The organism is Chitinophaga niabensis (assembly GCF_900129465.1).
Taxonomy (GTDB): Bacteria; Bacteroidota; Bacteroidia; order Chitinophagales; family Chitinophagaceae; genus Chitinophaga; species Chitinophaga niabensis.
This window is the reverse complement of record NZ_FSRA01000002.1, coordinates 2,521,669-2,536,169: the sequence shown is the minus strand read 5'-3', so window position 1 is coordinate 2,536,169 and position 14,501 is coordinate 2,521,669. Positions and strand designations below refer to the sequence as shown.

Sequence of the window (14,501 nt, the reverse complement as noted above, 5' to 3'; positions counted from 1 at the left end):
CATTCCAATATAGCAGTCCGCAACCTTGATTTAATATCCGGTATTGTATTGCCGATAAGTGGTAAGATTGGAAGTAAATTTGGTGCGGCAGGACTGCCATTAAAACTGCATCGCTTTTTTCAGGAAATCTGCTTTACGCCTGCGTGACACTTCTACCTGTGTGCCGTCGCTCATCAAGGCAAACCCACCTTCTCCCTGGATATAGGATTCCATCTGTTGTAAATTGATCAGGTGGGAATTATGTATGCGGAAGAAATCCACGTCTGTAAGCAGCTCTTCAAACTCTTTGAGTGGTTTGGACACCAGGAGCTGCTTTTTATCTGTGAAGAAGATCTTGGTATAGTTGCCGGTGGATTCACATCTTACGATATTCTGTACAGGCATGAACACCAACCCGTTAATAGTTGGGAGTGCTATCTTTTTATTGGTCTGCTGCAAAGTTTTCATGTTCTGCAGGAAAACTTCCAGCGGGGCGGTGCTGTTATCCTGTTTATTCAGGCGCCTTTCGTGGAACTTGCGGAGGGCTTCCTGTAATTCCTGTACGCTGAATGGTTTCAGCAGGTAATCGAGGGCATTAAACTTGATAGCTTTCAGGGCGTATTGTTCGTAAGCAGTGGTAAAGATCACATCAAAATGCACCTTATCGTACAGCTTCAATAATTCAAACCCATTCTGATGGGGCATTTCCACATCCAGGAAAACCAGGTCCGGCCGCAGATCGTCTATGATCTGTTTAGCGTCCTGTACACTATTCACGCCGGCCAGTACCGTCACTTCCGGGCATTTTTTCTGCAGCATAGTCTGCAAAGCATCAATGCAATGCTGTTCATCGTCAACGATAATTGCTTTAATCTCGCTCATGTGGTGATATTTTGCTATTTTCTCTGCCCCTCTGTCTAAAATAAAAATTCTGCGGGCAATACGATCTTTACCTGCGTTCCGGTAGCCAGCCCTACATGGTCCTGCAGATCGTTCACTACCACGTTGGCATCTTTGGTATTATTGATCTTGCGGATCAGTGCTATACGGCCCTCGGTCACTTTCATACCCATGGAATTATGCAGATGATCTTTTTTGGCTTTGATCTCCATCGCCAGTTTGCGGCCGATGCCGTTATCTGTTACAAGTATTTCGAGTACTCTCCCATTGAGGCTCACATTGATATCCAAACGGCCTTTATCCTTACGGTGCACTAAGCCATGCCAGATGGAATTCTCTACATAGGGTTGAATGATCATGGGCGGGATCAGCACTTCTTCTTCATTGATATTTTCTGCCACATGAATGTTGTAATCAAAGATATTATTACAGCGCAATGCTTCGAGATCAAGATACAAACGCAGGGATTCCAGCTCCTTATTCAAAGGGATGAACGTATGCTGGCTGTTATCCAGGATCATGCGCATCAGTTTGGAAAACTTGGTGAGGTAATCCGATGCTTCTTCCTGGTTATTGCTCCAGATATAACGGTGGATGGAACTAAGCGAGTTGAAAATGAAATGCGGGTTCATTTGAGAACGAAGGGAACGTAATTCCAGCTGAAGGGTCTGGCGGTTCGCCTGGAGGTTACGGTGCCTGATATAAAAGAACCCGCCTACGATCAGCATAAAAAGAAAACCTGCCAGCGCAATGGCCAGTGCCAGGTTACGGCGGATCCTCAGTTGGCTGATATCCTGTTCCTGCTGTAATTGTTTGATCTGGTTATCCTTCTGGTGTACTACATACATCGCCTGCATCTGTGCAAACTCTGTAGTAGACCTTTCGTCCAGGATACTATCCTTGTACAGGAGGGAGAGATTGGAATTATCAATGGAACGGTTGAAATCACCAGCGCGTTTGTAGTTATCCGCCATGGCTTTGTAAGCCTCCATCAGGGTAGATTTGAATCCCCATTTCAAACCCAGGTCTATAGATCCCTGGATGTATTTGCGGGCTTCTTCATGTTTACCTTCTTCATTCAATAAACGTCCGATGCTCAGGTAACTTTCTGCCACATGTACTTTGTCGTCTACTTTATCATTTGCCTGTAATGCCTTTTGGAGGTATTCCATGGCAAGGGGGTAATTCTTCTTTTTCTGATAGGCGGTGCCCAGGCAGGTATAACAGATGGACATCCCTGTTTTATTATCCATAGCCTGGTTAACGGCCAGGGAGCTTTTATAGTATTCAATGGCTTTGTCCAGCTGCCCCAGCCCCTCATAGGCATATCCCAGGTTACCCAGGTTAATGGCCACACCGAGATCGTTTTTACCTTCCCGTTCCAGCCTGAGGCTGCGGGAAAATTCCTGGATGGCATCGTTATACTTGCCGTCTGAGAGTTTGATATTGCCGATGGAGTTAGTGGCGATGCAGATATTACGGACATCATTGGCCTTTTCAGCCAGTTTAAGCGCACGGAAGTGGAAGTCGAATGCTTTGGGCAGCATATCCCTCCTGCGGTAATCTACCCCGATGTTATTGAGGGAAATAGTGATCAGGCGAACGTCTTTTGCGTCTTCTGCATATTTGAGGGCCCTTTCATGAAAATCGGCTGCGAGGATGTATTGGGATTTATTTCGTTTAGCCGTGCCCAGCTCGTTATATCCTTCTGCTAATCCTTTGTTATAGCGGATCTTATGGGAAACGTTGATGGCTTCCTGGAGGAAGGCGTTATCTTCCTTACGTTTATCAAAATAGCGGTAGAGACTTTTAGATCTGGCCATGAGCCGGTTCACTTTGACCGTATCGTCCGCCATTCCTTTGATGGAATCCAGGCTCGCCTGAACCTGCAGGGAATCCTGTGCCGATGCATGCATCCACATGGCAAGGTGCAGGAACACAATAAGAATGAGGCCTTTTTTAGACATGGTGAAAGGAAAGAGTATCCACAAGTTAAAAAAAATAAACGATTGTACTTCAGGCATGTATGAAAAAGTGAAGGGGCGAAAGAATTCGCCCCTTTCCTATTAACCGAATACACCTACTGAAAATATGAAACAGGGCCGTCTAGCGACCGCATTCCACATTGCGTTTAAGACACGCTTCGCCATAAGCCCGGCGTGTTTGATTTATTTTTACAGTTCTTTTTATAATCGGTTAATAGCATGGTCTTTTGCCTGGATATAGCCGTTTAAAAAGCCTTTGGACAATCACTTAGAACCACTTTGCAGCGATAAAAAAGTTACTGGATCCGCTAAGCGCCATCCGGTAGCCTTTATCATTCAATGATTTGCAACAAAGTTCAGGTTCTTTTCAAGGTATGTGTCTATCCGATCCAAAGTATCATGGCATAATATCGATCACGTCCGTAAGTTTACGGAATCAGGGCCAAGACCATTAAAAATGCAGGAATTTCGAGAGGATGAGGTATATAAAATTAATACACAGGGATAGTATCCCTATAGAACCAAAGGTAATAACGTTTTTTTGATATACAAAAAAATTTCAAGAAGAATGTGCCATGATAGCGTCTTCTACCCATTGCATAACCAGATCGAGCTGTTCCTGCATGTTTAACTGACTGTTATCCAGGATGATAGCATCTTCTGCCCTGCGGAGGGGGCTTACTTCCCTGTTGGCATCTATATAATCACGGAGTTCCAGGTTTTCTTTTACTTCGTGGAGGGTGATATTCGGGTTTTTGGCGTACAATTCTTTGAACCTGCGTTCTACCCTGATAGCAGGGTCTGCGGTCATAAAGATCTTCAGTTCCGCATGTGGAAAAACTACGGTACCGATATCCCGGCCATCCATCACAATACCTTTCTGGGCGCCCATCTTTTGCTGCTGTGCTACTGCAAACTCACGTACAGCACGGATAGCGGCTACCTCGCTTACTTTCTCTGCCACCAGCATTTCACGGATCAATTGCTCTACGTTTTCATCATTGAGGAACATATCACTATAACCGGAGATCTGGTTGTGTACAAATTCCAGGTGAATGCTATCGAGTGCAGTTTTCACCTGCACATGGTCGTTCCATTCCACCCTGTGCTGAATGAAATAAAGCGTGATAGCACGGTACATGGCACCACTGTCTATGTACAGGTAATTCAGCTGTGCAGCCAATTGCCTGGCCAGTGTGCTCTTCCCACAGGAAGAATAACCGTCTATTGTAATGATAATCTTTTTCACGCCCGGATTTTTGATGTGCATGTAGGTGCTGGATGCAACAATTGCCACTGCAAAAATGCCGTAATTCCGGGAAAAATCAAAGAGTTTTCTATCTGCGATCGATCACAATCACTTTATGCGTACGCATGAGGCGGTTTGATTTCTGATCGTAGAATGCCAGGATATAAGTGCCCTTGGAAAGATTGTTGACGCGAACGGTAGCTTCGCCTTTTACAGCGTACTGGTTCACAACCTGGCCCAGGCTGTTCACTATCTGCATGATCATATCCGTATGCTCTCCGCGGATCTGTACCTGGAACTGGCCCATATTGGGATTTGGCCATACATCGATGTGCAGGAATGGTGGTACGGCTTTGATCTGGGAATAACTTACCCGTTCATTTTTAGAGACCGCTTTGATACGGTAATACGTCCATCCATCGTAGTTATTAGGATCGGCGTGTACATAATCGAGGCGGGAAGTGGTATTCCCGTTTGGTGCTTTGGAGCGTACCTCTCCGGCTTTTGTGAAACCGGTATCCCTATCAAAACGTCTTTCTATTTCGTAGCGGTCGTTATTGAGCTCCCGTATCACAGACCACTCCAGTTGTGCGAAGTTTTCTGACATACGGTAAGCATTGAAATAAATAAAAGCAGCAGGTGCATACGGCCCATAGATCATGGAGGCCTTGGTAAAATATTCGTTATTATTCAGGCCGTCCTTAAATGTGCGGACGTGCATGGTGGCATTCCTCAGTGTATTCGTAGTAGTGATATTACCGGCAACAGGGAAAGTTTCCAGTTGTTCCAGGTAATCCCAGGCATTGTTCACATAGCGGGATATATAACTGGCAGAGCGGAAGGTCATATAATCCTTTCCTTCTTCTGCGTCCATGTGCTGCAAAGTGACCTTTGATTCTGCATGATCATTTCTTACACGTGCCACGTTCCAGGTTTTATTGGTGAAGTCCAGTTTATTCACATTTCCTGAGATCGCAAACTGATATACACTGTCAAATACCCTGGCCCTGAAATCGTCTGCTACGCCGGCGTATTCAATTTCTGCGGGAGCATAGGTATCTACAGAGGTACCGATTGGGAATACTATTTTACCGGAAGAGCCATCCATACTTTCGCGGTAAAGGAAACCACCGGCCACAGTAGAGCCGGTTACGATAAAGGAGTTTTCGCTATAACCTGTGATGGTGCCGGGTTTGGCATCGCCTACCACAAGGTTCCATCCGTTCAGGAAAAGATGACCGGTAGAAAAATTAAGATTGTTACGAACTTTCACATCACTCAGGTCTGAGAGCAGAATTCCCAGGCGGTTGTTTACATCAAAGTTTGGAAAAGTAGCGCCTGTGCGGCCTACTACACTATATCCTCCCAATAATTGTTGTGCGCCAAGGTTACCATACATGGGATTGTTACCGGAGAAACGGAACAGGCCTCCTTTTCCATCAACGCCACTGGCGGATTCATCAGGGAGCGTAGCGCCGTTACCGTTATTCCATGTTTTACCGAAGAAATTAATGATAGAATTAAGATTGGTTCCAAAAGCGCCTTCGTTCGTAACATTTCCATATATACTGAATACCTCTCCCGTTCCCACCTGGATCCTTGCATCGGGAGCAATGTACAGGCCTTGTTGTTGTGCTGCGAGGGGCAGTACAAGGCTGAGAAGTGCAAATATGGTAAGTGATATGTAACGCATTTGTTTTTGGTTATCACAATGAGATGAGGGTAATATTAAAGACCGTGTTATTATTGAACGCCCTTGTTCCGTTGTCAGCATTCCAAATCGCAACCGTTATCTGCCTGGTAGCGGCATTACTTACCCTGGCCCATGCTATTACGATCCCTGTTGTTAAGTTTACGGTTGGATTCACAATTACATTATCGTCTGCTTTCATAACAACTCCTGCAGGTAACGTTAAGGTAATGTTCGCTCCGGTATATTGGCCAAAGTTCTGAGTACCGCCCGTGTAAGTAGCCTGTGCTTTAGTCATGCTGGTTAACGCAGTACCATCCGTACCCAGTTTAAAAGTTCCCTCCACATCTAGTTTGGCAGTAGGTGCAGCTACGCCGATCCCCAACCTGTCATTCGTATTATCCCAGATCAGCTGATTGGCTTTTTGCGCTACGTCGCCTGTTGTACCGTTCGCGAACAATACACCTCCGGCTGTATTTAAACCGGTTACCCTCATACCTCCTGTAACGTGTAAGGCAGTGCTGGGAGCGGCGTTACCGATGCCTAACCTGTTATTGGGGGCATCCCAGAATAATTGCGCATCATCCTGTTCCAGTAGTCCGGTAGTACCTGAAGTAAATACAATGCCGCCTGTTTTATTTAAACCAGTTGCCCTGATATTTCCTGTAACATGTAAAGCTTCAGCAGGAGCAGCATTACCGATGCCTAACCTGTTATTGGTATTGTCCCAGATCAGCTGGCCTGCTTTCTGTGTAACAGCGCCGGTATTAGTGAACAATAATCCACCCTGTGCAGTTAAACCTGTTACAGAGAGGCTTGCCATATTACCGTTACCACTGATGCGGAAATCACCGGTTTGTAATGCTGCGTTCTGATTCTGAATATAAGAAGCAGCGAGGTTGGGAATATCTGCAGCAATGAGTGCTGTTGCACCGGATTGTACACGGCCTTTTGCGTCTGTTGTTACTTTGAAGTAAGTATTGGCTGTACCAAAGTTTGATAAAGTGGTTACAACATTTCCGGCGGCGTCTACTGCACCAGCAGTAACATCTCCGGAGATTGTTTTAATATAGTCAGGGGTCCAGTTGCTCCATTTCGTTCCGTTGTAACGGAGCAATTGATCAGTGGATGGTAATACAGCGAAATTAACGTCAGACAAAGTGCTTAATGCATAAGTAGTGAGGTCTGGTACTTTTGACCAGGGTGTATATCCATTGGCTCTTTTAACGTACAGTGTTTGATCGGTGATGTTAAAGACCATCATACCGGCAGCGGCGCTATCCAGTGGATTGGAGGTGAGTGCAGTGCTTGTAACACGTGGTAACAGCAAACCCTTTTTCTGGGTACTTATTTCTAAAGCGGCATCCAGCCTGTTAGATTGCCCGCCTACTTGTATTTGTGCCTGGGAAGGAATAGCTGCGAATCCTGAGAGCAGTAGTATTAATAACGTTTTATATCCTCTCGGCCAATTCATGTCAATTTTTTTGGTGTACAGAAACATCATATGCTTTGATTAAGATTTTACCGGAACGGTTATACGAATAATAACCGTTCCGGTAAATCAGGTTTAAAAGCCAGTTCCTCTGCTGAGCAGTTGCCAGTTAGCACCGTCAGACATTAAAGTAATGGAAGTGTGTACAACAGTGATAGAAGTAGTAGCGAGACCATTAATGTTCTGGCCGGCTGCTGCTCTCACAATAAGGTTATTATCTTCCTCTGTAGCCGGGGTGGCACCAGGTATTCTTTTGATCACATAAACCCTTCCTGAGCATTCTGTTGCATTAGGAAGCGTAAGGTCAGATGTTGCAGTTGCTGCAGCAGTGAGAACGATATAATCATCAGCTCCGATTGTACTGCCTGCAGGAACATTGCGGAATTTAACACCAACAGAACCGTTTACGATCATGTTGGACGGAGATACTTGCGGAGTTCCAAAAGCAGGGCCTACATGCACTTTGCCGTCGAATGATTTATCACCGGCGAATGATTGACTACCAGTGCTCACCAAACCACGGGCGGGAGTGGCTCCGCCAGTTGCATTCGGTACAGCAAAAGTGATCTTATCAGCAGCAGATGTGATAGCGAAATCTGTACCTGTTGTTACTACTTCGAGATCCAGGTTACCAGTTGCAGAACCTACAGAAGGAGTAGCAGAACCTGCAGGTGCAGAGATCTGACCGATACCGGTAGCACTCAGTTTCCAGGCTGGAAGGGATACGTTCTTCACTTCATATCTGGCATCGCCGGCAGCATTTGGATCCTGCAATAAAATATTATAGTTGTTAGCGTTCACCAGTGTTTGCGCAGTAGTACCTTTAAGGGTTGCAGCACCTTCTACAAATAATGTAGGAGCACCAGATGCCGGATCAGTCTTTGCAATTTTCACACTACCATCAAATGTGGTCACCTGGTTGGTGAATGTTTTATCACCTGCAAATCCCTGCGCACCAGTGGTAACAATACCGGGACTGGTTGCTGTAGCAGCTGCTAAAGACAGTTCCCATTTGTTGCCGTTCTTAGTGAATGTAGCACCTTCCGGTACCGCCGTAGCTGTTACGGCAATTACTTTAAAACCGTCAACATCACTCATATCTTTCAGTTTCAGGTAGTCAGTTTCGGTCATGAAACCATAACTTGCACCCTGACCTTCCTGTATAGGATACGCTAATTCAACAATGCCAGGAACACCAGCACCACCCGGCGTAGTGGTAATTGTAGGCTGGGTAATTGCATTATTACCTGTCAGCTCAATATCCAATTCTCCATCCAGGCTGTTTAGTTTAGTTACCCCGTTAACGAGCGGCTTCTTTTTAACAGTACCATCAGCCGCGATCACCAACACATCATTAATACCTTCTGCAGGCAGGGAAACATCAACAGCGGAAAAGTTCAACTTACCATCTGCTGCGATGGTGATACGAGGGATGTTATTTGTTCTGAATTCTAAAGGGTGCGAATTGATATTACCCAAAAAACTACCGGCAACACCAGTGTTACCATCTAATTTCCAGGGCATTCCGGTGGAGGTTTCAGTAGAAACCCTTACCATCACAGCACCTTGTTTCACAAACAAACCAGCTGGATTGGCGGGACCTGAGCCAGTAAAATATACCAGGTAACCTTCTTTTGTTGAAGCGGAAATAAGGGACATATCACTTACGCGGGGCAAAAGAAATCCTTTCTTGGTGCTTTCCAATTCCAGGATAGCGTTAGGATCAATGTCGGCAGGATTACCCCCGATCTTGACCTGAGCTTTTAGGCTGTCGTAACTAAAGAACAACAGCGCAGCCAGTACCATACTGGCAATACGTAACGACTTTCTCATAGGATAATAGGTTGAAAAATATGAGTTGTTAAAATAAAAGGTTTATGTGTTTAATTGATTTTTATGACGAATACTAGTTTTTGTTCTTCCCCTCTCTCGTACCAGGGCTACAACGCTCTCACAATATTACATATATATTTTGATTAATACGTAATATTTATAATGTTTTTTATTTATTTAATACAATAGTCGGGGTTACGGGGGCTAAGAAGCTGCTATTTTATTGAAGATCAGCGAGGTGAAAAGATAAAAGTAAACATTAAGGAAAAACAAAAAGTGTTAGTTAGGTGGGTTTAGGGGGTATAAAAAAAGGTTGCCGGAGGGTATCCGGCAACCTGTATTATATAGAATGTCCTTTATAAATTATGCTTCTGATTTCTCAGATTTACTCTTGGAAGGATTCTTTAAAGAGAACACCAGTTTCTGATTTTCTTTATCGAGGTCCGCGATGAGGATATCCCCGTTATGAATGTTCATATTCAGGATCTCTTCTGCTAACGGATCTTCCAGGTATTTCTGGATAGCGCGGTGGAGTGGGCGTGCTCCGAACTGCTGATCATATCCTTTCTCTGCGAGGAAACCTTTGGCTTCGTCTGTGAGTTCCAGGCTGAAGCCCAGGTTCTGCAAACGTACCAGTACACCTTTCATGGTGATATCTATAATGGTATAGATATGCTCTTTGGAGAGAGAGTTAAAGATGATCACATCATCAATACGGTTCAGGAACTCAGGAGAGAAGGTACGTTTCAAAGCCTTTTCTATTACGGCTTTGGTGTTATCTTCCTCGCTCACTGTCCTTGCACTGGTGGTAAAACCAACGCCTGCACCGAAATCTTTCAACTGGCGTACACCAATGTTGGAAGTCATAATGATGAGCGTGTTCTTAAAGTCTACCTTACGGCCGAGACCATCTGTGAGGATACCATCGTCCAGCACTTGCAGCAGGATGTTGTAGATATCCGGATGGGCCTTTTCGATCTCATCCAGGAGGATCACAGAGTAAGGTTTGCGGCGGACCTTTTCGGTCAGCTGACCACCTTCTTCATAACCCACATAACCCGGAGGCGCTCCAATCAGCCTGCTTACAGAGAATTTCTCCATGTACTCACTCATGTCTATGCGGATAAGTGCATCATCTGAGTCGAACATATAGCGGGCGAGTGATTTTGCCAGTTCAGTTTTACCTACCCCGGTTGGGCCGAGGAAGATGAAAGTACCGATCGGTTTCTTAGGATCTTTCAGACCTACCCTGTTACGCTGGATGGCTTTGGTCACTTTGCTGATGGCCTCTTCCTGTCCAACTACGGCGCTCTTCAGATCTTCACCCATGCGGCGAAGTTTATCATTTTCTGCCTGCACCATCCGTTTAACGGGGATGCCGGTCATCATGCTCACTACTTCTGCGATGGCTTCTTCATCAATTGGGTAGCGTTTGTGCTTTACTTCTTCTTCCCACACGGCTTTGGCCTTTTCCAGGTCTTCGCCGAGTTTCTTTTCGGTATCGCGCAGGGCTGCGGCTTCTTCGAAGCGCTGGCTCTTCACTACTTTATTTTTTTCCTGCTTGATGTCTTCGATCTGTTTTTCCAGGTCGAGGATATTTTGCGGAACATTGATGTTCTTTAAGTGTACCCTTGCTCCTACTTCATCCAACACGTCTATCGCTTTGTCTGGCAGCAGGCGGTCCGTCATGTAACGGTCGCTCAGTTTTACGCAGGCATCGATGGCATCATCTGTGTAGCTTACGTTGTGATATTCTTCGTAGCGTTGTTTGATGTTATTGAGGATCAGTACGGTTTCTTCCACGGATGGAGGATCTACCATTACTTTCTGGAAACGGCGGTCTAAAGCGCCATCTTTCTCAATGTACATACGGTATTCATCCAGTGTGGATGCTCCGATGCATTGGAGTTCGCCACGTGCGAGGGCTGGTTTGAAGATGTTGGAAGCATCCAGGGAACCGGAAGCGCCACCTGCACCAACAATGGTGTGGATCTCGTCGATGAACAGGATCACATCCCGGTTCTTTTCGAGTTCGTTCATGATGGCTTTCATCCTTTCTTCAAACTGGCCACGGTATTTTGTACCGGCCACCAGGGCAGCGAGGTCGAGGCTAACTACCCTTTTATCAAACAACACGCGGGAAACCTTGCGCTGAACGATGCGGAGGGCGAGGCCTTCCACGATAGCTGTTTTACCTACACCAGGCTCACCAATGAGGATGGGATTGTTCTTTTTACGGCGGGAAAGGATCTGCGAAACGCGTTCAATTTCCTGCTCACGGCCAACGATAGGGTCCAGGCTGCCACTTTCGGCGAGTTTGGTGATATCACGGCCAAAATTGTCGAGTACGGGAGTTTTAGACTTGGTATTGGTTTGCTTCGCTTTAGAGGCATAACTTTTACGTTCATCTTCAAATTCCTCTTCTCCGGGGTCATCGAACTCTGCTTTAGGATCTGCAGATTTTACGAAGCCCAATTCGTTTTTAAATGTATCGTAGTCCACGTCAAATTGTTGAAGGATTTGAGTACATACGTTTTCTTTATTCTTGAGGATGGAAAGCATGAGATGTTCTGTCTCAACGGTAGGGCTTTTAAGGGCCTTAGCTTCCAGCACGGTCACACGGATCACTTTCTCTGCCTGTCTGGTTAAAGGGAGGCTATTGATATTGGCAATGTTCTTACCGGTCTTATCCTTAATAGCCAGTTCCACTTCTTTGCGCAGTTCGTAAAGATCTACGTTCAAAGCTTGTAGAATTTTAACAGCCGTCCCCTCACCTTCACGAATGATGCCCAATAGCAGGTGTTCCGTACCGATGAAATCATTTCCCAGACGTAAAGCTTCCTCCCTGCTAAACGAAATGATCTCCTTTACTTGCGGTGAAAAATTCTGATCCATTGTAGATGATTTTTGATTAAACCCTTACGGGGGCTTGCTTATACAATATTACCAAATAAATTTGGATTTAGTTTTTATCCTTGCACATTTATACTTAAGATTTACTTTTGCTTCTGAAGGCCGTATAGATGTAAATATACTTACGAGAAGGGGGATGTTTTTGTTTGTGTGAGATTACTTCCGGCAAGGTTTTACGGACGGGTTCGTTCGGCAGTCCTTTTTTTTAATGATTAAAATATAACATCCTGGCTTATGCAATTCAAAATTGATACCAAAGAAAAAATAGTGCTTTTCCGGCTGGAAGAACCCGAACTGAATGCTAATTTGGCAGCCGAGCTGGAAAAAGCGGTTTTTGGAATACCTGATCTGGAGGATAAGAATCTGGTGCTGGACCTGCATTCCCTGCAATCTGCCGATGAAAATGGCCTTAAAGCCATTTTTGCAGTATACAACCGCCAGTACGAGCGTGGGCTTTCAGCCGCCGTTGCTCACCTTCGCGCTCCCCTATCCGCTGCATTAAGTGAAAAATACCCCGAAATGCTGAATGTAGTGCCTACAGAATCTGAAGCCATTGATATGGTGATGATGGAAGACCTGGAGCGGGAGCTTGACCTGGGAGAATAGCATCATTACCAATTACTTGTTTATTTTAGAGATATGTTCGCGGTAACAATTTTAGGCAATAATTCGGCAATACCTACACCAGACCGGCATCCTACATCGCAGGTGATCACTTATAACGACCAGCTGATCCTTGTGGATTGCGGAGAAGGCACACAGATGCAGCTACAGCGTTACAAGATAAAAAGGGGGCGTATCCGGCATATCTTTATCAGTCACCTGCATGGCGATCACTATTTTGGGCTGATAGGCCTGATCAACAGCATGAGCTTACTGGGGCGGATAGAGCCTTTATCGGTTTACGGCCCGCCGGAGCTGGAGGAAATATTGCAGATCCAGCTACATGTTGCCGCCACTACCCTCAACTTCGAGCTCAACTTCCATCCCCTGCTGCCTGGCCAAACAGGCGTTGTATTGAAGGAAAAGGAAATGGAGGTCAGCTTCTTCCCTACCCGCCACCGCATTCCCTGTTATGGTTTTTCCTTCAGCCTCCAACGTAGAAAACGCAGGATCATACCAGAACAGGCACGCATATATGAAATACCGGCTGCTTTTTATTCCAAACTACAGGAAGGCGCTGATTATGAACGGAAAGATGGAAAGGTGGTCAAAAACGATTGGGTCACCCTTCCCCCTCCCAGGGCCAAACGATATGTATATTGTGCGGACTCCATATATGATGAGGACCTGGTACCTCATATGAAAGAAGCGGACATCGTATATCATGAAACCACTTATCTCCACGACCTTTCACAACGGGCGGCAGACAGGTTCCACAGCACTACTGTTCAGGCCGCGACACTCGCTAAGATGGCAGGAGCGCACCGTTTGCTGATCGGTCATTTTTCTTCCAAATACACGGAATTACAACCTTTCCTGGATGAAACCCGCCCTGTTTTCCCCGAAACAGAACTGGCCATAGAGGGCGTCACCTATCTTATCTAGTGATTCAATTGTTGCGTAAGTATTTTTGTTACATTATATTTACGCATTAAATTTAAAATCACTATTCCTATGAAAAGAGCAGCACTGCTTCTTATGCTCCCTTTATGCCTGGGCCTGAGCGTAATGGCTCAAACAGACAGCACCGCCCACAGCACCGCCGGTACAGATTCAACCGAAGCCCCTTCCCGCAAACACAGGCTCCGTAATCTGCCCTACAACAAGAACATTATTAAAACAAACCTCTCTTCCATTGCATTGAATAACTATGGGCTTACCTATGAAAGGATGATTGCCCGGAAGATCTCCGCTTCCCTGGGTTACCGTTTTATGCCTAAAACCTACCTGGCTAAAACGGCATTAACAGAAAAAGTAATGGATTACTTTGAAGATGGTGACGGAGAGATCACGCAACAGCTGGACAAACTGCAAATGAGCGGAAACGCCATCACAGCGGAGATCCGCTTCTACACTGGCCGCAGGGCTGGTGCCAAAGGTTTCTATGCCGGTGTGTATGGCAGGTATGCTTCTTTCAAATATGATTATCCTTATGACTTTGAACTGCCTACAGAAAAAAGGTTAGTACCCCTAACGGGCAAAAGCAGTGGTATTGGTGGAGGAATTATCCTTGGTGGTCAGTTCAACCTGCATAAGCATGTGATCGTTGACCTGTTCATCATTGGGGGGCATTATGGTAATCTTAGCGGTAAAGTAGAAGGGCTTACAGACCTGAGTGATCTTGATGAACAGCAAAGAGCTGATCTGAAAGATGATGTAGAATCGCTGATAGAGATCGGGGGTAAGAAGAATATTACAGCAGAGGTGAGGAATGATGGATTGAGGGCCGATGTTAAGATGCCCTTTGTGGGTGTAAGGGGACTTGGGTTAACGATCGGGATATCCTTCTAGGGGGGA

The 14,501-nt window shown here is 45.5% G+C and carries 10 protein-coding genes; 3 read left to right on the top strand and 7 right to left on the bottom strand.

The window, feature by feature from the left end; all coding sequences use genetic code 11:
- Positions 1–99: 99 nt before the first annotated feature.
- From BUR42_RS27690 to BUR42_RS27660, 7 genes are all read right to left on the bottom strand, one after another.
- Positions 100–861: a LytR/AlgR family response regulator transcription factor gene (locus BUR42_RS27690; protein ID WP_074242775.1), complete on the bottom strand. Its 762-nt coding sequence runs from the start codon at positions 859–861 to the stop codon at positions 100–102.
- 35 nt (positions 862–896) lie between these two features.
- Positions 897–2,846: a tetratricopeptide repeat protein gene (locus BUR42_RS27685; RefSeq protein ID WP_074242774.1), complete on the bottom strand. Its 1,950-nt coding sequence runs from the start codon at positions 2,844–2,846 to the stop codon at positions 897–899.
- Positions 2,847–3,423: 577 nt separating this feature from the next.
- Entirely contained in the window at positions 3,424–4,113 is a 690-nt protein-coding gene (gene cmk, locus BUR42_RS27680) for a (d)CMP kinase (RefSeq protein WP_200798374.1), read from the bottom strand.
- An 88-nt stretch (positions 4,114–4,201) separates the two neighbouring features.
- Positions 4,202–5,806 carry a T9SS type A sorting domain-containing protein gene (locus BUR42_RS27675; RefSeq protein ID WP_074242772.1) on the bottom strand — a complete coding sequence of 535 codons (1,605 nt, stop codon included), beginning with the start codon at positions 5,804–5,806 and terminating at the stop codon, positions 4,202–4,204.
- Positions 5,807–5,819: 13 nt separating this feature from the next.
- Entirely contained in the window at positions 5,820–7,277 is a 1,458-nt protein-coding gene (locus BUR42_RS27670) for a hypothetical protein (RefSeq protein WP_143197615.1), read from the bottom strand.
- Between the two features lie 93 nt (positions 7,278–7,370).
- A complete protein-coding gene (locus BUR42_RS27665; RefSeq protein ID WP_143197614.1) occupies positions 7,371–9,128 on the bottom strand; it encodes a hypothetical protein in 1,758 nt (585 codons plus the stop codon).
- Positions 9,129–9,491: 363 nt separating this feature from the next.
- The gene (locus BUR42_RS27660; RefSeq protein ID WP_074242769.1) at positions 9,492–12,023 is read right to left on the bottom strand and encodes an ATP-dependent Clp protease ATP-binding subunit; all 2,532 of its coding nucleotides are present in this window, start codon (positions 12,021–12,023) and stop codon (positions 9,492–9,494) included.
- Positions 12,024–12,275: 252 nt separating this feature from the next.
- Here BUR42_RS27660 and BUR42_RS27655 point away from each other — a divergent pair, with 252 nt between their 5' ends.
- The 3 genes from BUR42_RS27655 (at position 12,276) to BUR42_RS27645 (ending at position 14,495) form a co-directional block, all read left to right on the top strand.
- A complete protein-coding gene (locus tag BUR42_RS27655) occupies positions 12,276–12,647 on the top strand; it encodes an STAS domain-containing protein (protein WP_074242768.1) in 372 nt (123 codons plus the stop codon).
- Positions 12,648–12,680: 33 nt separating this feature from the next.
- A complete protein-coding gene (locus BUR42_RS27650; RefSeq protein ID WP_074242767.1) occupies positions 12,681–13,589 on the top strand; it encodes a ribonuclease Z in 909 nt (302 codons plus the stop codon).
- 69 nt (positions 13,590–13,658) lie between these two features.
- Positions 13,659–14,495 (top strand): DUF3575 domain-containing protein, encoded by an 837-nt coding sequence (locus tag BUR42_RS27645; protein WP_084185860.1) that lies wholly within the window; start codon positions 13,659–13,661, stop codon positions 14,493–14,495.
- Positions 14,496–14,501 lie beyond the last annotated feature (6 nt).

Coding starts and splice junctions, on each gene's coding strand:
- BUR42_RS27690 (WP_074242775.1), bottom strand. CDS start 861: ATGAGCGAGATTAAAGCAATTATCGTTGACGATGAACAGCATTGCATT.
- BUR42_RS27685 (WP_074242774.1), bottom strand. CDS start 2,846: ATGTCTAAAAAAGGCCTCATTCTTATTGTGTTCCTGCACCTTGCCATG.
- BUR42_RS27675 (WP_074242772.1), bottom strand. CDS start 5,806: ATGCGTTACATATCACTTACCATATTTGCACTTCTCAGCCTTGTACTG.
- BUR42_RS27670 (WP_143197615.1), bottom strand. CDS start 7,277: ATGAATTGGCCGAGAGGATATAAAACGTTATTAATACTACTGCTCTCA.
- BUR42_RS27665 (WP_143197614.1), bottom strand. CDS start 9,128: ATGAGAAAGTCGTTACGTATTGCCAGTATGGTACTGGCTGCGCTGTTG.
- BUR42_RS27660 (WP_074242769.1), bottom strand. CDS start 12,023: ATGGATCAGAATTTTTCACCGCAAGTAAAGGAGATCATTTCGTTTAGC.
- BUR42_RS27655 (WP_074242768.1), top strand. CDS start 12,276: ATGCAATTCAAAATTGATACCAAAGAAAAAATAGTGCTTTTCCGGCTG.
- BUR42_RS27650 (WP_074242767.1), top strand. CDS start 12,681: ATGTTCGCGGTAACAATTTTAGGCAATAATTCGGCAATACCTACACCA.
- BUR42_RS27645 (WP_084185860.1), top strand. CDS start 13,659: ATGAAAAGAGCAGCACTGCTTCTTATGCTCCCTTTATGCCTGGGCCTG.